We start from the raw sequence: 24581 nt of genomic DNA, 5'->3' as shown, positions 1-24581 counted from the left end.
TTTTAAGGAGTCTGTTTTGCAAAAGATCTACTACACATATACTGACGAAGCACCAATGCTTGCAACCCATTCGTTTTTGCCGATAGTTAAGGCCTTTGCCAAAACATCGGGTATCGAGATAGTCGTTAAAGATATTTCCCTGGCAGGGCGCATAATCGCGGCCTTTAACAACCTGCTACCAGAGTCGCAGCGCGTCACGGATGCGCTGCAGGAGCTTAGCGCACTCGCTAAACAGCCGGGCGCCAACATTATTAAACTTCCTAACATTTCCGCGTCTGTGCCACAGCTAAAAGCCGCAATTGCCGAACTGCGCGAACAGGGTGTGATGCTCCCTGAATACCCTGACGAGCCGCAAACAGAGGCTGAAGCTGATATCCGCGCGCGCTATGACAGCGTTAAAGGATCCGCTGTGAATCCCGTTTTGCGCGAGGGTAACTCGGATCGCCGTGCACCGCAGGCGGTGAAAGAGTACGCGCAAAAGCACCCGCACAGCATGGGCGAGTGGAGCGCGCAGTCGCAAACCAGCGTGGCGACCATGAGCGCCGGCGATTTTTTCCACAACGAAAAATCAGTGACCTTCGCGAACGCTAACACACTCACAATCAAACACACCGCAAAAGACGGCACAGAAACCGTGCTAAAAACGGGTCTGGAGGTCGTGCCAGGCGAGATTCTAGACGCAACCTTTATGAGCGTGAGCGCGCTGGATGACTTCCTGCAGGAGAACATTACACGGGCGCAGGATGCCAGAGTGCTTTTCTCTGTGCACTTGAAGGCCACGATGATGAAGGTTTCTGACCCGATTATTTTTGGGCACGTGGTGCGCGCGTATTTCCGTGAAACTTTCGAGAAGTACGGCGCAGAGCTCGCCGCTGCGGGGCTTAACGGTGAAAACGGCTATGGCGCATTACTAGACGGGCTCGCGGAGCTGCAAAACGGCGCGGAAATTAAAGCGGCGTTTACCACCGAAGCCGAGAAGCGCTGCGCTCTCGCGATGGTGAACAGCGACCGCGGCATCACCAACCTGCACGTGCCAAGCGATGTTATTGTGGACGCTTCAATGCCTGCTATGATTCGTGGCGGCGGCAAAATGTGGAACGCGCAGGGTTCAGAGCAGGACACGCTCGCAGTTATCCCCGACTCCTCGTATGCGGGCATTTACAGCACGGTAATAGCCGATTGCAAACAGCACGGAGCGTACGATCCGCGCACCATCGGCAGCGTGCCAAACGTCGGTCTAATGGCTAAAAAGGCAGAAGAATACGGCTCGCACGATAAAACCTTCAGGATGCCAAGCTGCGGTGTTGTTGAGGTTATCAACAAGCGCGGCGAGGTTGTGCTCGCTCACAAAGTGAGCCGCGGTGATATTTGGCGCGCCTGCCAGACAAAAGATGCGAGCGTGCGCGACTGGGTGAAACTCGCGGTTGCACGCGCGCGAGCAACCAGCACCCCGGCGATTTTCTGGCTCGACGAGAACCGGGCGCACGATGCTGAGATCATCAAAAAAGTGCGGGAGTATCTCGCAGAGCACAACACTGACGGTCTTGACATCCAGATTCTCGATCCGGCAAGCGCAACACAGGTTTCTGTAACGCGAATGCGCCAGGGCAAAGACACCATCTCGGTAACCGGCAACGTGCTGCGCGACTATAACACTGACTTGTTCCCGATTATAGAGCTTGGCACGAGCGCAAAAATGCTCTCGGTTGTGCCGCTGCTCGCAGGAGGCGGGCTGTATGAGACGGGGGCTGGCGGATCCGCGCCGAAACACGTTGCGCAGCTCACAGCGGAAAACCATCTGCGCTGGGATTCGCTCGGTGAGTTTATGGCGCTCGCGGAGTCACTGCGTTATGCGGGAGCGGACGTGCTAGCCGGCGCACTTGAGCGTGCTACAGCGAGATTCCTTAACGAGAACAAATCACCGTCGCGTAAAACCGGCGAGCTTGACAACCGCGGCAGCCATTTTTGGCTAGCGCGATTCTGGGCGGAAGAACTTGCCGCGCAGCGCGAGTGCGAGAAAACCGCGGCTCACTTTGCGCCGATCGCGGCAGAACTTGTTGCGCAAACTGAGGCGATTATGCGCGAGCTTATTGCGCCGCAGGGTAATCCCGCGCAGCTTGGCGGATACTACCGCGTTAACAAGCAGCTAACGGACGATGTTATGCGCCCATCTATAACCTTCAACAAGATAGTCGCGAGTGTTTAAAAGCAAGTCTGCTTAAATTAGTTAATAAAACGTCTCGGCATAATCTCTGCCGAGACGTTTTTAATTAACCGCGCAGCTTAGAGCTTACTAATAATTTCGCGCATCAGCTCTGCCGTTTCTGTCGGTGTTTTACCAACACGCACACCAGCTGCCTCTAAGGCCTCTTTTTTCGCCTGTGCTGTGCCAGCTGAGCCTGAGACAATAGCGCCTGCGTGCCCCATTGTCTTACCTTCTGGAGCGGTGAAGCCTGCAACGTAACCCACAACGGGTTTTGTCACGTTGTTTTTAATGAACTCAGCGGCTCGCTCTTCTGCGTCACCACCGATTTCACCGATCATCACAATAGCCTTGGTTTCAGGATCCGCTTCGAAAGCCTGCAGCGCGTCAATGTGAGTTGTGCCGATAATCGGGTCGCCGCCGATTCCGATCGCGGTTGAGAACCCGATATCTTTCAGCTCGAACATCATCTGGTATGTCAGCGTGCCAGATTTTGACACCAGACCGATCGAACCCTTGCCCGTAATATCCGCCGGCGTGATCCCCGCTAGCGCCTCGGTTGGGGTGATAATTCCCGGGCAGTTTGGGCCGATAATTCGCGTCTTGTTGCCCTTTGATTTCGCATACGCCCACAGCTCTGCACTGTCTTTAACGGGCACACCCTCGGTGATAATAACGAGCAGTTCAATACCCGCATCAATAGCTTCAAAGGCTGCGTCTTTTGTGAACGCCGGTGGCACAAAAGCGACCGACACTGTTGCGCCCGTCTGCTGTATAGCTGCTGCGACGCTGCCAAACACTGGCAGCTCAATTTCTTTTCCTGCGCTGTCAGTATGAGTTACCACGGTGCCTGCTTTTCTCGCGTTCACACCCCCGACAATCTGGGTTCCGGCGGCAAGCATCCGCGCGGTGTGCTTGCTGCCCTCACCGCCGGTTATACCCTGCACGATGACCTTAGAATCTTTGTTAATAAAAATAGACATTTTGTTGCTCTCCTAAATCTTTACGTAACTTACGCGATGTGTGCCAGCTCGGCTGCTTTATCAGCACCCGCATCCATTGTTGGCATTAGCGTAACCAGCGGATGGTTAATACCCGCAAGAATCTCCTGCCCGGTCGCAGCATTGTTGCCGTCTAGGCGCACAACGAGCGGCTTGTTGGCGACGTCGCCGAGTTTTTCAAGGGCTGCGACGATACCGTTTGCCACCGCATCACAGCTTGTAATACCACCAAATACGTTCACAAACACACTCTTAACTTGCGGATCGCTCAAAATAATACCAAGCCCGTTGGCCATTACCGTTGCGGATGCCCCGCCGCCAATATCTAGGAAGTTAGCGGGTTTAACACCACCGTGCTTGCTGCCAGCATAAGCAACAACGTCGAGCGTGGACATTACAAGCCCCGCTCCGTTGCCGATAACGCCAATTTCACCATCAAGTTTCACGTAGTTAAGATCCAGCTCTTTAGCTTTCTGCTCGAGCGGATCGGTCGCGGCAGAATCCGCCAGAGCAGCGTGTTTTGGCTGCCTAAACTCGGCGTTTTCATCGAGTGAAACTTTGCCGTCAAGCGCGATAACATCGCCCTCAGCGGTAATCACAAGCGGATTAACCTCAACTAGGGTTGCATCTTCAGACTCATAAACTTTGTAGAGACGCTCAAAAACGGATGCCACTTTTACAAGCAGCGACTCTTCAAATCCCGCTTTTTTAGCTATTTCGAGAGCTTTTTCAGCGTTTATACCCACAAGCGGATCAACCTCCACCTTCGCCAGAGCGTCGGGATTCTCAGCTGCCAGCTGCTCAATCTCAACACCTCCCTGCGCGCTGCAGAGCGCCAGCAGTGAGCGATTCGCCCTGTCGAGCAGCACCGAAAAATACATCTCCTGCGCTATGTTTGCACCGGCGGCAACCATCACCCGTTGCACTTTATGACCCTTAATATCAAGCCCTAAAATCTCGCGCGCCGCTTGCTCGGCAGCTGCCGCATTGCGCGCAACTTTAACACCGCCAGCCTTACCACGACCGCCGGTCTTCACCTGAGCTTTTACGACCACCACACCCCCGATCTTCGCTGCGGCTGCGCCCGCAGCCTCCGGAGTGTCAGCAATAATTCCGGGAAGCACAGGAACTCCGTGCTTTTCGAAAATGTCCCTTGCTTGGTATTCGTATAGATCCACACTGTTCCTTATCAGTCAGGGAGCGGGCACTGTTGTGTCCACTCAGTTTTTTATACCTAAGTACCAGGCTACACCCTAAAAACTAGAGCATAGCCCTCTTTTTCAGAGTTTTTTAAGGCGGATCAGCGCGGGCAGAATTCGCTTCAACCCAACAGAGTCAAAATGGATATCCGCAACCGTTTTACTACCAGAGCCGGTGAATTTATCTATCCGCCCTTTACCGTATTTGGGATGCTCTATCCAGTCACCGACAGCAAACTCCTGCGCCGCATTGCCACGCACGCCCTCAGCACCGATCATGTTTGGAAACTCGATTTTTGCTCTAGTCTTACCGTCTTTCTTTGTGTCAAGATTATCGTGAGCTTTTCTCATCTTCCAAGCAGCGCCGACCTGTTTCGTAGCCCCGTATACACGCGCGACCTCACGCATACGATTCATTTTGCCACCGGTAAAAAATTCCAGCCGGTCTTCGCCACGCCAGTCTATAATCTCCGCAGGAACACCCAGTATAAAGCGTGACAGCCCGCTTAACTCTCCAGACCATCCATACTGCGAACGATTTTCGGCTCTTGTTAAGTACAGTTGTTCTTCTGCGCGGGTTACACCAACGTACATAAGCCGCCGCTCTTCATCGATAGCCTCTTTAGAGTCACCAGCCATTCTATGGGGTATTATGCCCTCTTCAACTCCTACCAGGAACACAATCTTAAACTCAAGCCCTTTTGCGCTATGCAGGGTCATCAAAGATACTGCGCCGCTGTCGCTCTCAACATCTGCCGCCGTTGCGTAAAGACTCACTTCGGTTAGAAAATCTTGCAGTCCCGCATCTGGATTTGCGGCATCAAACTGTTTTGTGAGCGCGAGCAGCTCTGCAACGTTTTCAGCCCGTGACTCGTGCTCGGGGCTGGCGTTATCACCGCGCAGGATCTCAGTATATTTTGTTTCAGAAATTATCCGCTGCAGAATCTCTCCCGCCTGCATTCTGCCCGACTCGTTTTCTGCAAGCGTTGCAGCGCGTAATTCACTTAAAAAGTCACCCAGCCGGCAGAGCTTTTTACCCGCTCCCGCCGCAACTCCCGCCTCATCGGCGCGCTGCATAGCGGTGTGAAAATCGAGCTGTTGCTGCTCTTTGAACTGCACGATTTTGCCCGCGGTAACCTTTCCTATGCCGCGGCGGGGCGCAGCTAGTAGTCGCAGGAAGGAAATCGGATCGTACGGGTTAATAATGTTCATCAGATACGCGAGCATATCTTTAACCTCTGCGCGATCATAAAACCTGGTGCCGCCGATAATTTGATACGGCACCCCGGATCGAACTAGCTGCTCTTCAAGCGACTGCGTTAGCGAGTTAACCCGATAGAGCACCGCTATATCTTTGTAAGCTGTGCCGCGCTCGTGCAGTCCTACTATTTCATCCGCAACAAAAGCAGCCTCACCACGGGGAGAAGAACCCGTGTAGCCGATAATTTTAGAGCCGTCTCCAGCTTCCGTCCAGAGTTTTTTAGTGGGGGCTTTTATATTCACATTCAGCACGGCATTAGCCGCGCTGAGGATATTTTGGGTTGATCGGTAATTTTGCTCGAGTTTAACAACCTCTGCATCTTCAAAGTCTTCTTCAAAGCGCAGTATGTTTCTAATATCCGCACCGCGGAAAGCGTAAATAGACTGATCAGAATCACCAACAACCGTCAACGCAGCGGGATTTGTTGTGTAAAGCTCATCTCCCCAAGCACCTCCAACGTTGCTAAGCAGCAGCGGTTTTGTGAGTTTTTTAATTAACAGGTACTGCGCAACATTTGTGTCTTGATACTCGTCAACGAGAATCCGCCTAAACCGTTTCTGGTAGCGCGCGAGAACGTCTGGAAAGTGCTCAAACAGGTGCATAGTCTGCCCGATTAGATCGTCAAAATCTAAGGCGTTCGCCTGTTGCAGCTGTTCCGTGTAAAGCTTAAATATTTCGATGAACAGATTGTCGTCTTCTGATTTAGAGCCTAGGCTGTCGGCGTATTTTTGCCATGTTATCAGCTCGTTTTTCAGTTTCGAGATTCTCCCGCTAACCTGTTTCGCGGTAAAATCATAGTTTCTAAAACGCAAATCGGAAATTATTTTCTTAACCAGGGCTGCCGCATCAGAAGTGCTGTAAATCGTGAAATTGCGGTTGTAGCCGAGCCTTTCGGCGTTTTCAAGCTCGCGCAAAATACGCGCGCAAGCGGAGTGAAAAGTATGCACCCAAATACCGCGCGCGCTCTCACCGAGCAGGTTGTTAATACGACTTTTCATTTCGTTAGCCGCTTTGTTTGTGAACGTGATCGCAAGAATCTGCCCCGGATAGGCATCTCTCGTGGCAATCATGTGAGCGATTCTGTGAGTGAGCACGCGCGTTTTACCCGACCCCGCACCGGCAACCACCAAAAGTGCTTTACTGCGCGACTCAACAGCCCGTTTTTGTGGCTCGTTAAGACCACTCACAAGCTTGCTAACCACCTGCTCCGTGGCTGCCGAGTTAATGTTGCCATTCACGTCCGGTTCGTATTTTCCCATGGCAAACAGTCTAAACCAGAGGTAGGGCACTAATTTTTAAGCTCCCACACAGCGTCCGCGCCACACGCTTAAACAGCTAACACGTCCATCACCGCCCACACCACGCACATCACATCAGCTCCCCCGCACACCACAACCAGCAACTATTAACCCGCCAGTAGTATAATTGGTAGACTAAGACAAACCAATCAACACTAGGGGGCACCAGATGAGCAATCCTGCGTTAAAATCCATGCCGGCTTTTTCCAATCGCACACTTACTGCGAAAGAGCTAGAAGAACTGTATAATCAGCCATCCGCTCAAAAACCCGTACAGCAAGAACCCGCAGCGCCACAAACTGTTGCCGATGTTGTTGGCGGATCAGCCACTCCGATGACATTCGAAAACACGATCCGCAAAACAGCCGTGCTCTTTGGTGTTCTTTTGCTCGCCGCGGCAGTCGGCTGGTTCGTGCCCGCCCTGGCGCTTCCCGCCGCGCTCATTGGCTTCGCACTGTGCTGTGTAATCACGCTTAAAAAGAAAATTAGCGTGCCTCTCATTGTGCTGTACTCCGTTGTCGAAGGGCTTTTTGTTGGCGGCATTTCAAGCTTTTTTGAGCGACAGTGGGATGGCATTGTGCCACAGGCAGTGCTTGGCACGCTCGTTGTGTTTGCAACCGTGCTCGCGCTTTTCTGCAGCGGCAAGGTGCGCGCAACCCCGCGCATGACCAAAATTGTGACCGTTGCCATTATCGGCTACGCTCTGTTTTCACTTGTTAACGTTGTGCTGATGATCACAGGAGCTGTTACAGACCCGTGGGGTCTCAGGGGCGCGACAATAATGGGCATCCCGCTGGGCGTGCTAATTGGCGGGGTCGCAATATTCCTTGCATCATACTCGCTGGTTATGGATTTTGAGCAGATTAAAAACGGTGTTGCGAGCCGCCTGCCTGAGAAGTACGGTTGGCTAGCTGGTTTCGGTCTCGTTGTGACCCTGATTTGGCTGTACGTTGAGATTCTACGCGTGATCGCGATCCTGCGCGGCAACGATTAGCCTAAAACATAAGGGGTCGGGGGCTGCCTCCGACCCCTTTTATATACTGCTATTAGCTTCTGCCCCCTTAATAAATACGTTACAATCCCGCTGTATAATTGCCTTATACACTAAACCAGATTGGGGCGGATATTCATGGCACAGCACACAGAGAGCACCGAAATTGCTCGGGAAAGGTTAATGATCACTAAAAATGGAAATTAAACTAAAGAATATCCGCAAGAAGTACGGCGATTTTGAAGCACTAAAGGGAATTACCCTCACGTTTGAATCCGGCAAGTTCTACGGACTGCTGGGTCCTAACGGCGCGGGAAAAACAACCCTGTTCAACCTCCTCATTAAGAACTTCAAGCAGAGCTCAGGCGAGATTTCATGGGAGGTTGACGGGAAACCGCTGCCGTCAAAAGAACTCTACCGTCATATCGGAATTGTCTTTCAGAGCAGCCGCCTAGATCAAAATCTAAGCGTTGAGGAGAATCTGATTTCTCGCGGATCCCTGTACGGTCTGTCAAAAGCTGAGGTGCGCGAGCGCATCGAAGAACTGCGGGAGTATCTCGACCTGTCTGAGATTCGAAAACAAAAATACGGCAGCCTGTCGGGAGGGCAACGGCGCAAGGTTGATATCGCCAGAGCACTGCTGCCGCAGCCAGCGCTACTGCTACTAGATGAGCCAACAACAGGGCTAGACACAAAATCAAGGCATGACCTGTGGAACGCCCTGGGCACGCTGCATAAAAAAGCCAATATGACGGTGGTACTGATTACTCACTATCTAGAAGAGATGAAGGGATGTGATGTGCTGAACGTGCTGATTTCTGGCGAAGTACACTACTCTGGAGATATCTCCTCTTTCATTAAACAGCGCTCCACGACTAACCTGAATGTAACCCTTCAAAACGGAGCATCTCTGCGGCTGCTATCAGCTCCTGAGCTTGCCAGCAAAATGCACGTTCTTGACGAAAAAAATATTACCTTCAAAGACGTTACCGTTGATGAAATGATAAGTGTTATCGCTGACAATAAGGACACCTCGGTTATTGAATCATTCAACGTGGAGCATTCAAACTTAGAATCTGCGTATTTAAACTTGCTTAACGGAAAATAGGTTTCACAAATGTTTGAGTTAATTTCAAGAAATAACAAAGTACACACCCGCGATAAAACGGCGCTTATGATGTCGTTTTTGGCCGTTATTATTCTGATTGTTATTTACAAGTTCTTCTTGGGCAAACTGCAGCTTGACGCCATCAAAACCGCGTTAAACGCCGACTCTGTACCAGACTCAACCGTCGAAATGGCCAATCTCTGGCTGATTTCCGGCATCACAATAGTTTGTTCTATGACCAGTACGCTGGGAGCGTTCGGGGTTATGGTCTTAGACCGTGAAAAGAAGCTGATTGAAGATTTTCACGTGAGCCCCGCACCGCGATTCAAACTTGAGCTGTCCTACGCCATTTTTGCGGTTGTGTTCGGGATCGGTCTAACACTGCTCTCTTGTGTTGTTTCGCTTGTTGTTTTTAACGGTTTTGATTCGCTGCTTGAATACACAGCTACGGACTATCTGAAAATAGTTGGAATCGCATCGCTGGGCGCGGTGCTGTCAGCCGCAATTGCGCTGCCAATTCTGGCTTTCATCAGGTCAAGTTCAGCTTTTTCAACGCTAAGCACACTTGTTGGAACCCTCATCGGCTTTATTGCGGGAGTTTACGTTCCAATTGGCACTCTGGGAGCAACCCTGCAGCAGGTAATGACGTGGTTTCCACTAACTCAGGCAAATGCGCTGCTGAAACAGGTTTTGATGGAGTCCGCCATAAATAAGGTTTTCGACGGGGCTCCGGCAGAAGTTGCAGAAAATTACCGTGAGACGTATGGTGTTATTCTCTCAAACCCCGACGGAGAGCACCTGTCGGCAGAGTTTATGCTGCTCTATATTGCTGCGATAACCCTTGGACTGCTGCTTATCCACTTCATCATCAAAAAGGTGAAGCGGTAACCGGTCGCAGCTCTACTCCCACTCAATAGTTCCTGGCGGCTTTGAGGTCACGTCAAGCACAACTCGATTCACCTCGGGCACCCGGTTGGTTATCATATTAGATATCCGCGCCAGCAAATCATAAGGTAGGCGCGTCCAATCCGCTGTCATCGCGTCCTCGCTAGAAACGGGTCGCAACACAATCGGATACCCGTACGTGCGACCGTCGCCCTGCACGCCAACGGAGCGCACATCAGCCAACAGCACAACCGGGCACTGCCAAATTTCAGCATCCAGCCCCGCCTCGGTGAGTTCCGCTCGCACAATCGCGTCAGCGGCGCGCAGAGTCGCCAAACGCTCCTCTGTCACCTCGCCAACAATCCTAATCCCAAGCCCCGGACCGGGGAAAGGCTGCCGCCCAACAATCGCCTCGGGAAGCCCCAGCTGCCGCCCAATCTCGCGCACCTCATCCTTAAACAGAGTGCGCAACGGCTCCACCAGCTCAAACTGTAGATCCTCTGGCAAACCGCCCACGTTGTGATGGCTCTTAATATTAGCGGTGCCCGATCCGCCGCCAGACTCCACAACATCGGGATACAGCGTGCCCTGCACCAGGAAGCGGATCGAGTCACCCTCGCCATTCGCAGACTCCGCAAGCAAATCAGCCTGCGCCTGCTCAAAGGAGCGGATAAACTCGCGACCGATAATCTTACGTTTCTGCTCCGGATCGGTGACCCCCCGCAGCACGGTTAAGAACTTCTCGCGCGCATCAACTGTGACAAGCCGCACACCTGTTGCGGCGACATAATCCACCTCAACCTGCTCGCGCTCGCCCGCGCGCAAAAGACCGTGATCCACAAACACGCAAACAAGCTGGTCGCCCACAGCGCGGTGCACAAGCGCGGCGGCGACAGCAGAATCCACTCCCCCAGAAAGTCCGCAAATAACCTTACCGGTACCAACCTGCGCGCGAATGCGCTTAACCTGCTCGGCAATCACGTTTTCGGCATTCCAGTTCGCGGGAATCTCGGCTATCTCGCGCAAAAAGTTCTCGAGCATCGTCTGCCCGTAGTCAGAATGCTTCACCTCGGGATGCCACTGCACGCCGTATATCTTTTTATCAGCGGATCCAAACGCCGCCACAGGAGTCACACAGGTTTTAGCGAGCACTTCAAAACCGGCGGGGGCTTCCTGCACCGCGTCACCGTGGCTCATCCACACGTTCTGCTCGCGCGGCAGATCTTTGAACAGCGGATCGCCGCTCTGCGCCGCCAGCTCAGCGATGGTTGCGCCATACTCGCGATCGCCCGTGTTTGCGACCTTGCCTCCGAGCGCCCGCGCCATCACCTGGAAACCATAACAGATACCAAAGAGCGGCAGCCCGAGGTCAAAGATCGCTTCGTCGAACGCGGGTGCGCCCGCCGCGTAAACAGACGACGGACCGCCCGAAAGCACAAGCCCGAGCGGGTTTTTCGCTTTCACCTCGGCGGCTGTGATAGTGTGCGGCACAAGCTCCGAGTAAACCCCGGCTTCACGCACCCGCCGCGCAATAAGCTGCGCGTACTGCGCGCCAAAATCAACAACGAGCACTGGGCGTTGCGAGTTAGTCTCGGTCGCTGCCACCCTCTACCTCTTTTCTGCGGCGTTTCTAAAGTTCAGTAAGCTGTGTTTCTAAAATCTAGTAACAAGAATACCCTAGCAAAAACGGTGTTGGCTTAGCGCCACGCACGCGCCTAAGCAGCCATCCCGTCCGCAGCAGGGGCGTCACGCCCGTAGTTAAGCACCGCGCGCGCCTCGCGCACAACCCACCGCTCGGCAATAAACGAAACAATAATCACGCAGCCCGCAAAAGCGAGTGCCAGAAATTTCCAGAAGTTCCAGCGCATAGCACTCCAGATACTAAACGCGGCGATCAAGTAAAGCACATAAAACCAGCCGTGCGCGATCAAAAAAACCGTCGTAAAATTAACACCGGAAGGCTCAAAATCAACGCTCACACCCTCGGGCGGCAGCTGCACCAGCTGCGCAAACGAGCTGGTGTTAAACAGGTAAATATCGCTGTGCATAAACCAGCGAATACTCGAAATAATATACAGCCCAAACAGCATCACGCCGGTAATCATCGAAGACACCCTAAAAAATTTCAACGAACGCGCCAGCTGCGGGTACGTCTCCGGTCTAGGTTTTAAGCTACCACTCATAATTTCTCCTGTTTCTGTGTAAAAACGTCATAACGCGGGTGCAAGCCGCAGTTCGTGCTCTTTCTCCCAGGTGTCGCGCATAATCCGCACCCAAAAATAAACTGCAAAGCAGGCAAACAGCACCCATTCAATCGCGTAAAAGAGGTTCAGCCAGTTCAGTTCCGTGGCTTGCTGGGGTGCGCGCGAGTGAATCCGCTCCAGCCCCAGTTCCTGTAGCAGCTGCGTTTCCGGCTCCAGCACCAGAAATCCGGAATAGCTGGCGGATACCGCCTCCGCCCCCCAAATATTGATCAGTTGCGCCGGCGCAACCGTTGCCAGCCTGTCGCCATACCCCGTTGCAGAGCTGCGCTGCGGCGGCTCCGTCGGGTTGTATCTGCCCGTGTAAACGGCTGATTCGCCCGCCACGCCCTGCAGTTTTTGCGCCGCGACGGTGATCTGCTGCTCGTCTGCCGCCCAACCAACCACGACCGCGAGATTAACCGGCGCGTCCGCCCCGCCAACAACGGCACGGGTCACAAGCCAGTACCCGATAGCACCGTCTTCACGCTGCCGGTTAATTACAGTTTGCGTATCGCCCGTCAGCGCGCCCTCAACTTGCACCCTGTGCCCGGCGGCAATATCGTCAAGCGGTTCGCCCGGAACGTTCACGCTCCGCAACGGCACAACATTCTCACTGTCGTACGCCTGCGCGGTTTGCGCCTGCACAGCATTACCCAGCTGCCACTGGGCCAGCCACGCAAAACCCGAGGCAACCACCAGCGCTACCAGCAGCGCCAGCAGCGATTTGGGGCGCAGCATAACGCTTTTCAGAGTCGGCTGTGCGCCACTCAAACGCAGCTCACACAAGCGTTGCCGCTGCGCCTGCCGCGCCTGTTTTACGCTGTTTTTAGTATCCACCACAAGAACCGCTCTTATTTAACGGCGTGCACAATGTCGATCCGCTGAAATTTCTTCAGGTCAGAGTAGCCCGTTGTTGCCATCGCGTAGCGCAGCGCCCCCATCAGGTTTGCTAAGCCGTCGGCAAAAACCGCCGGGCCGTTGATAATCTCCTGCAGCGGCACCAGACTGCCCACGTTAATGCGCCTGCCGCGCGGCAGATTCTCGTGATGCGCCTCCTGCCCCCAGTGCCAGCCCATGCCGGGAGCCTCCGTCGCGCGCGCCAAAAGCGAGCCGAGCATAACCGCGTCGGCTCCGCACGCGATCGCCTTCACAATGTCACCGGAGGTGCCCAATCCGCCGTCGGCGATAATGTGCACGTAGCGCCCGCCCGACTCGTCGAGATAGTGCCCGCGCGCACCGGCAACATCGGCAAGCGCGGTTGCCATCGGCGCGCGCACGCCGAGGGTTGCGCGGGTGCTCGAGCTTGCGCCGCCGCCAAAACCAACCAGCACCCCGGCGGCTCCCGTGCGCATCAGATGCATAGCGGATCGATACGTCACCGCGCCCCCAACGATAACCGGCACATCAAGCTCGTAAATAAAGCGCTTCAGGTTCAACGACTCGCGTTCGGCGTGGCTCACGTGCTCTGCGGAAACATTATTCCCGCGGATCACGAATAGATCAACGCCCGCGCCCACAACTGTTTCGTAGTGCTCAGCCGTTCTGTGCGGGGAGAGCGAACCCGCCACCGTCACGCCCGCGTCGCGCACCTGTGCAAGCCTGTCGCGGATCAGCTCAGGTTTAATCGGCGCGCTGTAAAACTCGCGCATTTTTTGCACGGCGGCGCGCTCGTCCGTGACTTCCGCGAGCTGCTTAAAAATGTTTTCCGGGTTTTCGTGGCGGGTCCACAGACCCTCTAGGTTGAGCACCCCGAGACCGCCCATGTTACCTATTGCGATGGCTGTTTCCGGTGATGTCACAGAATCCATAGGAGCTGCGAGCACTGGAATCTCAAAGTTAAACGCGTCAATGCTCCAGGCCGTTGAAACTAGCTCCGGATCGCGGGTACGCCGCCCTGGCACAACCCCGATATCATCAAAACTATAAACTCGGCGCGCGCGTTTTGCGTGCCCTATCTCAACTTCGTAATTCACTGCTATTCCTTAAAATCGTTACCACCGGCGCAAACAGCCGCTATTTGCGATAGTTTGGCGCTTCCACAACCATCTGAATATCGTGCGGATGCGACTCTTTCAGCCCGGCCGCTGTGATCTGCACAAAATTACCGCGCTCTTTCAGCTCCTGGATCGTGCGCGAGCCGGTGTAAAACATCGACTGGCGCAAACCGCCGATCATTTGATACAGCACGGCGGATGCCATGCCACGATACGGCACCTGCCCTTCAATGCCCTCCGGAATGAGTTTTTCATCGCTTGGCACATCCGCTTGGAAATAGCGGTCTTTCGAGTACGAGGTGCGCTCGCCACGGGTTTGCAGCGCGCCGAGCGAGCCCATGCCTCGATAGTTCTTAAACTGCTTGCCCGCGGTAAACACCAGCTCGCCGGGGCTTTCAGCAGTTCCTGCAAGCAACGAGCCAACCATAACAGAGCTTGCTCCGGCAACAAGGGCTTTTGCGATGTCGCCGGAATACTGCAGACCACCGTCAGCGATAACCTGCACACCAGCGGGAGTTGCCGCCCGCGCGGCCTCGTAAATAGCCGTGACCTGCGGCACCCCAACACCGGCGATAACCCGAGTGGTGCAGATTGAGCCCGGACCAACCCCGACTTTAACAGCGTCCACTCCGGCCTCAACTAGCGCAGCAGCTCCCACGTAGGTTGCAACGTTGCCACCGATAACGTCAATCTCCGAGAATGCGCTATCTGATTTGATCCGCTTGATAATGTCTAGCACCCCACGGCTGTCGCCGTTAGCGGTGTCAACCACGAGCACATCAACGCCAGCGTCGCGCAGCGCGCAGGCGCGCTCCCATGCATCACCGAAAAAGCCCATCGCCGCGCCAACTCGCAGCTTACCGCTGGGATCTTTGGTGGCGTTGGGATACTGCTCTTCTTTTTCAAAATCTTTAACAGTGATCAGCCCGGCGAGTTTACCGTCAGACTCAACAAGAGGCAGCTTCTCTATTCTGTGCTGGTGAAAAATTGCGCGCGCTGCATCCCGCGTGATCCCTTTAGGCGCGGTCACCAGCGGGGTGCGGGTCATAACTTCCCCAACCCGCGTGCTAGCCCGCTCGGTATCGTCCATAAAGCGGATATCGCGATTTGTTATGATACCCACCAAAATACCCTCGGCGTCAACAACCGGCAGCCCACTAACCCGGTACTCACCGCAGAGTTTATCCACCTCGGTAACGGTTGCGTGCGCTGTTGTTGTGACGGGGTTTGCGATCATCCCAGCTTCGCTGCGCTTAACCCGATCAACCATCACAGCCTGATCGGCAATAGCAAGATTGCGGTGCAAAATGCCCAGCCCGCCGTTACGCGCCATGGCAATTGCCATGCGGGTTTCTGTTACCGTATCCATCGCAGCGGAAAGAACCGGGATGCCAAGCTCGATGCGCCGCGTAAGCTTCGTTGAAACGTCAACCTCGCTGGGAATAACATCAGTGTGCGCGGGCAGTAAAAGCACGTCGTCATAGGTTAATCCGGTTGTGGTGAACGGATTACGCTGCTGCATATAAACCCCCTAAAGCTTGGATAACGGAAATAAAAATTACAAAGTATTAACCCCTTTAGTTTAGCGTCTATAGCTGTGTTAGAGCGCAACATTATAGATACGCAAAGAGTCGGGGCGCGGCAGAAACCGCATCCCGACTCTGCGAAAATGGTTTAGCGCTCTACAATGGCGAGCACGTCACGAGCGGACAGAATCAAAAACTCATCCGCGCCGTATTTAACCTCTGTGCCACCGTATTTAGAGTAAATCACGCGGTCGCCAACTTTTAGCTCAAGCGCGATTCGGTTGCCGTTATCGTCAACGCGCCCGGCGCCAACAGCAACAACCTCACCCTCCTGCGGCTTTTCTTTAGCGCTATCGGGAATCACAAGCCCCGCAGCGGTTGTTTGCTCTGCTTCAACCTGGCGAATTACAACGCGGTCTTCAAGCGGTTTAATTGCAACAGACACAGTTACCCTCTTTCTGCTTTTAAGCTAACGAATAAAATAAGTACAGGAATAAAACTATCAGACTTAACCTGTGAGCAAAGCTAAAAACTAATTATTAACCTGCTCCAGTTGCTCTTTGAAGGTGCGGTAGGTTTCATCGGTTATAAAACCGTTCTTGTGCAACTCCTCAATAGCATCTGAGTTGTTCACAAAGTAGTAGGCAAGCGCAAATATTCCAACTAATGTGATCACAATAGCCAGCCCTCCAAACACAATACCCGTGATCCACAATCCCTTAGGCTGTTTTTTAACACCGGCAACAATGCCCAGAACAACTCCCGCTAAACCGAAAAGCAGATTGAAAACCGGCAAGAAAATTATCAGCACAAAACTGCTTATGCCGGTTATAAGGGATGCAACTCCTAGCCCTTTACCAACTCCCTGCAACTGCTGCACAGACTCAGAATTGTATCCGCCCTGAAACTTAAAGCTGTCAAACTGCGCAGACGCTGGAGCAGCGGATAACTGCGCGGCTGTTACAGATTGCGCTGGCGTAACAGGCTGCGCAGGCGCAACTGGCGGCACGGCTACAGGATCAGCGCTCGGCTGTGTCGAGGCAGCAGGCTGCGCAGGAGCAACAGGCATCTCTTGCATAATTGGCTGCGCTGGGCTAGCCGGAACGCCGCGGCGCGGAAGATTACCAGCACCCAAAATGTTGTCGTTATCTTTGCTCACTGTGCTTCCTTTCTCTTAAACACTTCAATTCTACACGGTCAGACCAAAAGAACCTTTAAAACAAGAAACCGACCGCCAAACACTTGACGACCGGTCTCCTGTATTAACAGTGCTTAAGAAATGCCCAGCTCAATATTTGCGCCAGGAATCGCCTCAAGCAGGCGCTTCGTGTACTCTTCCTGCGGATTATCAAACACGCTATCAGTTGTTGAGTGCTCAATAATCTGCCCCTGCTGCATCACACAAACCTTATCGGCGATAAGGCGCACAACCGCCAAATCGTGGGTGATAAAGAGATAAGTCAGTCCGAGCTCGTGCTGCAAATCAGCAAGCAGATCAAGAATCTGCGCCTGCACCAGCACGTCGAGAGCTGAAACTGCCTCGTCAAGCACCAGAATCTCTGGCTTTAACGCAAGACCGCGAGCAACCGCCACGCGCTGACGCTGTCCGCCAGAAAGCTCGTTCGGGTATCGCGTCGCAACAGAGCGCGGCATCGACACCTGGTCAAGCAGCTCAAAAACGCGCTGCCGCCGCTCGCTCCTGGAACCCACTTTGTGCACGTTCATAGACTCGCTAATGATATTGCCAATATTCATTAGCGGATCCAGCGAGCCGTAAGGATCCTGAAACACTGGTTGCAACTGACGGCGTAGCTCAAACATCTCTTTCGAATTGAACTTAGCCGTATTAATACCGTTGATGAAAATCTCACCGCTGGTTGGCTTTTCAAGCTGCAGCACCATTTTTGCGATGGTGGATTTACCCGAACCTGATTCACCAACGAGCGCTAGCGTCTCGCCCCTGTTAACAACAAAGTTGGCTTTTGAAACTGCGGTAAACAGCTCAGATCCAAAATTGCCCTTACGGATCTTGTACTGCTTTGTGAGATCTTTAATCTCAATAACCGGCTCGCCAGCAGCCCGCTCACGCTTACCGGCAATATTCTCCTGAATATTTGAAAGCTGATCAATCCCCGCCGCCGCAACCGTTCCAGAGCTCTGAATACGGCGCGATGCAAGGCTAGGCGCAGCAGCAACAAGGCGTTTCGTGTAGGAGTGACGCGGACGCTGCAGAATCTCACGGCTAGGACCAGATTCTACGATGTTACCCTTGTACATCACAATAAGTTTTTCGGCGCGCTCGGCAGCAAGACCCAAATCGTGTGTAATGAAGACAACCGCAGTACCCTTTTCTTTCGCGAGCTGCTGCAGGTGATCAAGCACAACCCGCTGCACGGTCACGTCAAGCGCGCTTGTTGGCTCGTCCGCAATTAGCAAATCAGGGTTTGCGGCAAGCCCGATACCAATCAGCGCACGCTGCTTCATGCCACCGGAAAACTGGTGCGGGAACTGCTTCATACGGCGCTCCGCATCAGCAAGACCAGCCTGCTTTAGCACCTCAACAGCCTTCGCGCGGATCTGCTTTTTATCAGAAGCAAGACCGTTAGCTTTAATCGCTTCTTCAACCTGGAAACCGATTGACCACACAGGGTTTAGGTTTGACATTGGATCCTGCGGCACCAAACCGATATCACGACCGCGCAACTTCTCCATTTCGCTGGCGCTGATACCGACCAGCTCTTTGCCTTTCCACTTAATAGATCCGCTAGTGATCTGCCCGGTGCCGGGCAAAAGGTTAATAACCGCGTGCATTGTTGTTGACTTACCAGAGCCTGACTCGCCCACAATCGCAACTGTTTCACCGCGATTAACATCAAAGCCAACACCGTGCACAACGTTATTTAGGGTGCTGTCAATCCTAAAACCGATTGACAGATCCCTCACACTGAGCAGCGGCTCATTGGTTGCACTCGTGTTCATCGACGTGCCCTCGCTTTCGGATCAAGTGCGTCACGCACTACCTCTCCCATCATAATGAAGCCAAGCACTGTTATTGTCAGCGCCAGAGATGGCCAGATCAAAGTGGACGGATTGTTGCGCAAATCAAACTGAGCAGCACTAATCTCGTTACCCCAGCTCAAGAATTGGCTAGATGGCAAACCCACGCCCAAGAATGAGAGTGTTGCTTCCGCTACGATTGCGCCCGCGAGCGACAGGGTTGTAACAACAATAACAGGAGCGATTGAGTTTGGCAGCACGTGGCGTGCCATGGTTCTAAAACGGGACAGACCCATAGCTTCTGCTGCGGTTACAAAGTCCTGGTTTTTAACCCGCAACACCTCGGCACGCATAATACGAGCCGTTGACGGCCAGGCAAACGCACCAATGGCAAGTGAGATAACCCATACGTTGCGGTGCTCAGAGAAAACGCTCATAATTACGATCGCAGCCAAAATGTAAGGAATCGCAAAGAAGATATCACCAAGTCGCGATAACATCGAGTCAACGAATCCGCCATAGAAACCGGAGATAGCTCCGATTATCACGCCCATAACGCTAGTCATCAGAATTACAATGAAACCAACTGTAACGGATGTTGCGGTGCCATGGATGATACGCGCATAAACGTCACAGCCCTGTTTGGTGTAGCCGAGCAAGCTATCCCCGCCAGCTGGCTGGTTGGACAGCTTCAAGTCACAGTATCGCGGATCGACTGTCCCGGTAAACATACTGGGGAAAAGCGCCACAACCGCAACAACCAGGATGATAACAGCGGCGATCCAAAACATGGGACGGCGGCGCATATCACGCCACGCATCACGCCACAGGTTAGACGGTTTGTCGCTGATTTTAACCTTATCAACAGGCTCAACTTCAATCACGTCAGTAGGTGATACAAAATGCTCCATAGCGGGGATTTGCCCTCCGGCAGCAGAACTCATGTTTTGATTATTGTTAGGCATATCGAATCCTCGGATCTAATAGAGCATAAAGCAAATCAACCAGCAGGTTAACCCCCAGGTACATCAGCACCATAACGGTCACAAAGCTTACAACAGTTGCGTTTTCACCCCTAATAATCGCCTGGTACAGCGTATTACCAACACCTGGCACGTTAAAAATACCCTCTGTTACCGTTGCGCCAACTATCAAGGTGCCAAAGCTAGCGGCAGAATTGGTCACGGTTGGGATTAATGAATTGCGCAATACATGCACGGGGATTACTCGCGAGTGAGAAAGACCCTTAGAATACGCTGTGCGCACAAAATCTTGGTTAAGCGTGTCGATAGTTGATGCACGCGTTAGTCGCATACTCACAGGATACGCTGAAATACCCAAAACCAGACCGGGCAGCAGCAGTGAGTGTAGTGAAACGTTGCCCGCAACGGTGGTTGGGAATAAACGCCACTCGATAGAAAGAACGTACTGCATTAGGAATGCAACAACGAAGATCGGGATGCTCATCAGAATCAGACCGACAATCAGGTTAATGTTATCAAACCATTTGCCTTTACGCAGACCTGAAAACAGACCTAGCGTGATAGCAAGCAGCAACTCAATGGTTGTTGCAATGATAGCGAGCATGATAGTTACTGGAAAAGTACGTGCCAGAATTGAAGACACAGCCTCTCCAGAAAAGCTTGTGCCCAGATCTCCCTGCAGCACATTACCCATAAACAGCAGATACTGCACAATAAAAGGCTTATCGAGGTTGTACTCTGCACGAAGCTTGGCAACAATTTCAGGAGAAGGAGTTTTCTCGCCGAATAGGGCAATAATCGGATCGCCCGGCATCGCAAATACCAAGAAATAAATTAACAGTGTAGTACCGATTACAACAGGGATCACCTGCAGTAACCTGAACAAAATATACTTCAACATGAAAACTACCTTGTTGGATTGTAATTACGGCTACGGGGGAGGTGCGCTATGCGCACCTCCCCCTACAAACATAACCTAGTTAGCCTTTTTTAATCTCATTGTAGAGTGGCACACCATTCCAACCGAACTTAACGTTGCTTACGTCTTTGCCGTAAACGCCATTAACGGTTGAGTACCACAGTGGGATAGCAGGAAGATCTTTCAACAGGATCTCCTGTGCTTCGTTGTAGTACTTATTAGCTGTGACGATGTCTTTTGACTCATTAGCTTTTTTAATGAGTGCGTCAAACGCTGGGTTCGAGTAGTCACCGTCGTTAGAGCCAGCGCCGGTGCCATAGATCGCGCCCAGGAAGTTGTAGATACCTGGGTAGTCAGCCTGCCATCCCGTGCGGAATGCAGAACCAATGGTGCGGTCAGTGATCTTGGTGCGGAACTCTGCGAATGTTGGGAGCGGGTTGCCCTCTGCATCAGCACCAAGAGTGTTCTTGATTTGGTTAGCAACAGCATCAATCCATGACTGGTGTCCACCGTCAGCGTTGTAAGCAATCTTTAGTGGACCCTGGAATGGTGCGATAGCGTTAGCTTTCTCCCACAGTTTCTTAGCTTCTTCTGGGTTGTGCTCTAGAACAGAGTTACCCTTAAGCTTGTCGCTCCAACCGTCAACAACAGGTGAGGTGAAGTCTTTAGCAGGGGTACGGGTATCGCTGAAGATGGTCTTGGTGATGGTCGCACGGTCAAGCGCCATTGAGATAGCTGCACGACGCAACTGACCCTCTTCGCCTGAGAAGCCAGGCAGTGAGCTAGGAATAACAAAGCTCTGGAAAACAGCAGCTGGCTGTTTCACAGCGCGATCGCCAAAGTCTTTGATGTAGTTGCCCAGTTCAGCAGATGGCACAGCGTCGAGAACGTCAAGGTTGCCGCCCTGCATATCAGCGTAAGCTGCTTCCTGTGTTGCATAGAACTTGATCTTCACACCGTCGTTCTCAACTTTACGTGGACCCTTGTACTGCTCGTTCTTAACGAGAGTTACGCCCTGTGAGGGGTCAATGGTGCCCTCCATTTTGTACATACCGTTGCCAACTGGCTTCTTGCCGAACGCTTCAATGTCAGCAAAAGCTGTCTCTGGGAGTGGTACATAAGCTGTGTAGCCAAGCCGCTGTGCAAAGTCACCAGCAGCCTGCTTTAGCTCCACGGTGAATGTATGATCGTCAACAACTTTGAGACCCTCAAGCTCCGCAACGTTTTCCTCATCGCTGTAGCCCTTGATGTCTTCAAAGAAGTAACTGTTAAGCTGATCATTGTCTTTAGCCGCGCCATAGTTCCATGCTTTTACAAAGCTAGAAGCGGTTACTGGAGTTCCGTCTGTAAACTTCCAGTCTTTCTTGATTTTAATGGTCCAGTTAATGTTGTCACTAGACTCGATCGATTCAGCAATCTCGTTGTGAATCTTACCGTCAGCGTCATAGCTTACAAGACCTGCAAATAGCAGATCCATAATCATGCCGCCCTGAGTTTCATTGGTTTTACCAGGGATCAGCGGATTCTGAGGCTCTCCACCATTGGTGCTGATGATCTTCGATCCGCTAGCACCATCTGAAGATGAGCCGCCATTATTAGCGCATCCGCTTAGCATTAAGGCACCTGCTGCGCTTAGCGCAACCATGCCAGTAAAGAGTTTAGAACGTTTCATGTTCTCCTCCTTCTCGAGCTTAATCGGGTTATAACGACAGGATTGCCGTCAATTGCAATTTGCAATAACTAGAGTTTAGCCCCAAATTAAAAAAATTTCACACTGGATCTGCGAAATATCGCGAGATTGTAATAATTTTTTACGCAAAATTCGCCGAAAAATCAAGAAACAAAGCATTTTTACAGCTTCAATTGTTATCAACAAAAATTTGAAAATCGTCGACACCCTGTATTAAAACAGCTATTTTCAGCTTCAACCAGCACAATATAAGTGTTATGCAGATACCCAAAATGATAGTTTTTGACCTCGACGACACCCTTGCTCCCTCCAAATCAGAGCTGCCGCAAGAGATGGCGAACCTGCTGACGCAACTGCTGCGGCAAACCGCGGTCGCCGTTATTAGCGGAGGTGATATCAGACAGTTTAAAACCCAGCTGCTCGCCCCGCTCACACAGGCGCTCGGCAGCAAGCAGCGGCTGCTGCGCAATCTGCACCTAATGCCAACCTGCGGCACACGCTACGAACGTTACGCTGACGGATCATGGCAAACCCTGTATAACGAGACTCTCACAGAGGGAGAGAAGCGCCGCGCGATCCGCTCCCTGCAAGAGTGCGCGCGCGAACTACAGCTCTGGGAATCTGCCACCTGGGGTGATATTATCGAAGATCGCGGCAGTCAGATCACATTTTCGGCGCTCGGGCAGGCAGCGCCCAGCGAGGCGAAAGCCGCCTGGGATCCCACGGGTGCTAAAAAAAACGCGCTCGCTGTCGCGGTACAAAAACAGCTCCCGGAGCTTGCGGTGCGCAGCGGCGGATCAACCTCCGTTGATATCACCCGCGCCGGTATCGACAAGGCCTACGGCATTAAAAAACTTACCGAGCACAACTGGATAACGCCACAGCAGATGCTGTTTATCGGCGACCGGCTCGACCCTGCAGGTAACGATTACCCGGTAAAAGCGCTGGGCACCGTGCCCTGCGTCGCGGTTAAAAATTGGCGAGAATGCGCCAATCTGCTGCACGAAATGCTCACAGCAATCGGCGACTAGAGCGTGAAGCCATCCGCTTCCCGCTCAAAACCCGCCATGAACTCGGCAATATCCGCTGCTATCTGCGGCTGCACATAGGTTTCAAGCACCCGCGCGATCTCGCCACGGTGGCGCGCCAGCGCGGTTGCCAGTTCTCGGCAAACATTGTAATAAATCGTGTTGTGCACCGCTGTTGCCCGCTGCAAATCCAGCTGCTCTGTATCCGACATTTGATGCCGCAGCAGCTCGTCGGTAAAGTCAACTATGCTGCGCGTATGCTGGGCAAACTCCGACAGCGTAAACAGGAACGGTCGCTCCGGATCTTCAGGCGGGTCAAGCTCTAGCCCGTCATACTCGGGGTCAAGAGCCAGGCGCGGATCATACTCAGCAGTCAGGCGCGCCTGATCCAGTCGCATATTGCGCTCGTGCAAATTAGGCAGCGCAACCGCCACAACCTCGTCAACACGCTTACGAACAACCCTGTACATGCGCGAGGTGAGCGCGTGTTTCACGGGATGCGGCACGCCGTTATCAAAGGCCGCGCCGAGCACAAAAGGATCACCCGGCTCGCATTTAATGCACGTGCGCGTTCTTACCCGCGCGTGATTAAACTCCCATTTTGACACCCAAAACTTCCAAACCTTAACCTGCTTAGCAACAACCGCAGCAACATCAAAGGATGACAGCCCGTTCTCGCCGCTCACTGTTCTGACTGTTCCCAAATCATGCGCAACCGCACAATTTCCTGCCGTCTACGCTCCGCCTCGTTCCGCTCGCGACGCTCCCACCACCACAGCGGCGTATCTTTTGCGGTGTAGATCCGCCGGTAAAGAGCCGCCCAGCAGGCTCCGTAAGCGAGCATAAAACTGCCCAGATAGATCAGAAAATAGCTCAGTTGCGCTCTCGCAAACAGGTTTGCGCCGTAATATAGCGCCTGCCCCAGCCAGAGCGCCACGAGCACCGCGCCCAACAAAAGTGGCTCAAGCGCCGGTTGCACTGTTACGCCGCGCAGCATTTTTATTGCGCAACGGTGTTCTGCAGCGGATGTGACACCCACGGCAAGCAGCACCAGTGAGGGCAAAAACCACACCGGCATGGGAGGCAGTGCGGGCTGAGTTTCGGTTATGTACGCGGTAATCCCCCAGCCCGCAACCAACAGCGAAACGCCCGCCAGAGTTGTGAAAAAAATTACCGCCGCCAGGTAGCCGCGCGTTATTTTACGCGTTGGGACAGCGCCGGTTGGCTCCCCGGCACTCCCAACGCGCCCGCGCAT

At 53.0% G+C, this 24581-nt stretch carries 21 protein-coding genes; 5 read left to right on the top strand and 16 right to left on the bottom strand.

The window, feature by feature from the left end; all coding sequences use genetic code 11:
- Positions 1-16: 16 nt before the first annotated feature.
- Positions 17-2206 (top strand): NADP-dependent isocitrate dehydrogenase, encoded by a 2190-nt coding sequence (locus KJY78_RS04645; RefSeq protein WP_214337446.1) that lies wholly within the window; start codon positions 17-19, stop codon positions 2204-2206.
- A gap of 77 nt (positions 2207-2283) precedes the next feature.
- Here the strand turns inward: KJY78_RS04645 and sucD are convergent, their stop codons facing one another.
- The 3 genes from sucD to KJY78_RS04630 form a co-directional block, all read right to left on the bottom strand.
- Positions 2284-3186: a succinate--CoA ligase subunit alpha gene (gene sucD, locus KJY78_RS04640; protein ID WP_214337445.1), complete on the bottom strand. Its 903-nt coding sequence runs from the start codon at positions 3184-3186 to the stop codon at positions 2284-2286.
- Between the two features lie 29 nt (positions 3187-3215).
- On the bottom strand, positions 3216-4382 hold the full coding sequence (sucC, locus tag KJY78_RS04635; protein ID WP_214337444.1) for an ADP-forming succinate--CoA ligase subunit beta: 1167 nt from the start codon (positions 4380-4382) through the stop codon (positions 3216-3218).
- 102 nt (positions 4383-4484) lie between these two features.
- Positions 4485-6923 carry an ATP-dependent helicase gene (locus KJY78_RS04630; protein WP_214337443.1) on the bottom strand — a complete coding sequence of 813 codons (2439 nt, stop codon included), beginning with the start codon at positions 6921-6923 and terminating at the stop codon, positions 4485-4487.
- 208 nt (positions 6924-7131) lie between these two features.
- Between KJY78_RS04630 and KJY78_RS04625 the strand changes: the two genes are divergently transcribed.
- The 3 genes from KJY78_RS04625 (at position 7132) to KJY78_RS04615 (ending at position 9949) form a co-directional block, all read left to right on the top strand.
- Positions 7132-7956, top strand: coding sequence for a Bax inhibitor-1/YccA family protein (locus KJY78_RS04625; protein ID WP_214337442.1), 825 nt, complete (start codon positions 7132-7134; stop codon positions 7954-7956).
- A 193-nt stretch (positions 7957-8149) separates the two neighbouring features.
- Positions 8150-9061: an ABC transporter ATP-binding protein gene (locus KJY78_RS04620; protein ID WP_214337441.1), complete on the top strand. Its 912-nt coding sequence runs from the start codon at positions 8150-8152 to the stop codon at positions 9059-9061.
- A gap of 9 nt (positions 9062-9070) precedes the next feature.
- Entirely contained in the window at positions 9071-9949 is an 879-nt protein-coding gene (locus KJY78_RS04615) for an ABC transporter permease (RefSeq protein WP_214337440.1), read from the top strand.
- Positions 9950-9961: 12 nt separating this feature from the next.
- On the opposite strand, the gene guaA is transcribed toward KJY78_RS04615, so the two are convergent.
- From guaA to KJY78_RS04560, 11 genes are all read right to left on the bottom strand, one after another.
- Positions 9962-11551 (bottom strand): glutamine-hydrolyzing GMP synthase, encoded by a 1590-nt coding sequence (gene guaA / locus KJY78_RS04610; protein ID WP_348771198.1) that lies wholly within the window; start codon positions 11549-11551, stop codon positions 9962-9964.
- A 110-nt stretch (positions 11552-11661) separates the two neighbouring features.
- Positions 11662-12129, bottom strand: a complete 468-nt coding sequence (locus KJY78_RS04605; RefSeq protein WP_214337439.1) for a DUF3817 domain-containing protein — start codon at positions 12127-12129, stop codon at positions 11662-11664.
- A 27-nt stretch (positions 12130-12156) separates the two neighbouring features.
- On the bottom strand, positions 12157-13029 hold the full coding sequence (locus KJY78_RS04600) for an SURF1 family cytochrome oxidase biogenesis protein (protein WP_214337438.1): 873 nt from the start codon (positions 13027-13029) through the stop codon (positions 12157-12159).
- Positions 13030-13040: 11 nt separating this feature from the next.
- Positions 13041-14162 (bottom strand): GuaB3 family IMP dehydrogenase-related protein, encoded by a 1122-nt coding sequence (locus KJY78_RS04595; RefSeq protein ID WP_214337437.1) that lies wholly within the window; start codon positions 14160-14162, stop codon positions 13041-13043.
- 40 nt (positions 14163-14202) lie between these two features.
- On the bottom strand, positions 14203-15705 hold the full coding sequence (guaB, locus tag KJY78_RS04590; protein ID WP_214337436.1) for an IMP dehydrogenase: 1503 nt from the start codon (positions 15703-15705) through the stop codon (positions 14203-14205).
- A 152-nt stretch (positions 15706-15857) separates the two neighbouring features.
- The gene (gene groES / locus KJY78_RS04585) at positions 15858-16154 is read right to left on the bottom strand and encodes a co-chaperone GroES (RefSeq protein ID WP_214337435.1); all 297 of its coding nucleotides are present in this window, start codon (positions 16152-16154) and stop codon (positions 15858-15860) included.
- Positions 16155-16241: 87 nt separating this feature from the next.
- Entirely contained in the window at positions 16242-16868 is a 627-nt protein-coding gene (locus KJY78_RS04580; RefSeq protein WP_214337434.1) for a DUF4190 domain-containing protein, read from the bottom strand.
- A gap of 113 nt (positions 16869-16981) precedes the next feature.
- Positions 16982-18688 carry a dipeptide ABC transporter ATP-binding protein gene (locus KJY78_RS04575; RefSeq protein ID WP_214337433.1) on the bottom strand — a complete coding sequence of 569 codons (1707 nt, stop codon included), beginning with the start codon at positions 18686-18688 and terminating at the stop codon, positions 16982-16984.
- Positions 18685-19671: an ABC transporter permease gene (locus tag KJY78_RS04570; RefSeq protein WP_250544187.1), complete on the bottom strand. Its 987-nt coding sequence runs from the start codon at positions 19669-19671 to the stop codon at positions 18685-18687. The genes KJY78_RS04575 and KJY78_RS04570 overlap by 4 nt, the downstream gene beginning before the upstream one ends.
- Complete coding sequence (locus KJY78_RS04565) at positions 19664-20590, bottom strand: ABC transporter permease (RefSeq protein WP_214337432.1); 927 nt, start codon at positions 20588-20590, stop codon at positions 19664-19666. The genes KJY78_RS04570 and KJY78_RS04565 overlap by 8 nt, the downstream gene beginning before the upstream one ends.
- 79 nt (positions 20591-20669) lie before the next feature.
- Positions 20670-22280: a peptide ABC transporter substrate-binding protein gene (locus KJY78_RS04560; RefSeq protein ID WP_214337431.1), complete on the bottom strand. Its 1611-nt coding sequence runs from the start codon at positions 22278-22280 to the stop codon at positions 20670-20672.
- 290 nt (positions 22281-22570) lie between these two features.
- Between KJY78_RS04560 and KJY78_RS04555 the strand changes: the two genes are divergently transcribed.
- Positions 22571-23329 carry an HAD-IIB family hydrolase gene (locus KJY78_RS04555; RefSeq protein ID WP_250544186.1) on the top strand — a complete coding sequence of 253 codons (759 nt, stop codon included), beginning with the start codon at positions 22571-22573 and terminating at the stop codon, positions 23327-23329.
- Here KJY78_RS04555 and KJY78_RS04550 read toward each other — a convergent pair.
- Complete coding sequence (locus KJY78_RS04550; protein WP_214337429.1) at positions 23326-24012, bottom strand: hypothetical protein; 687 nt, start codon at positions 24010-24012, stop codon at positions 23326-23328. The genes KJY78_RS04555 and KJY78_RS04550 overlap by 4 nt on opposite strands.
- Positions 24009-24581, bottom strand: coding sequence for a hypothetical protein (locus KJY78_RS04545; protein WP_214337428.1), 573 nt, complete (start codon positions 24579-24581; stop codon positions 24009-24011). The genes KJY78_RS04550 and KJY78_RS04545 overlap by 4 nt, the downstream gene beginning before the upstream one ends.

The sequence above is a fragment of the Canibacter zhuwentaonis genome (assembly GCF_018531145.1).
Taxonomy (GTDB): Bacteria; Actinomycetota; Actinomycetes; order Actinomycetales; family Microbacteriaceae; genus Canibacter; species Canibacter zhuwentaonis.
Note: the sequence above shows the minus strand (reverse complement) of the source record. Positions and strands in the feature narration are given on the sequence as shown.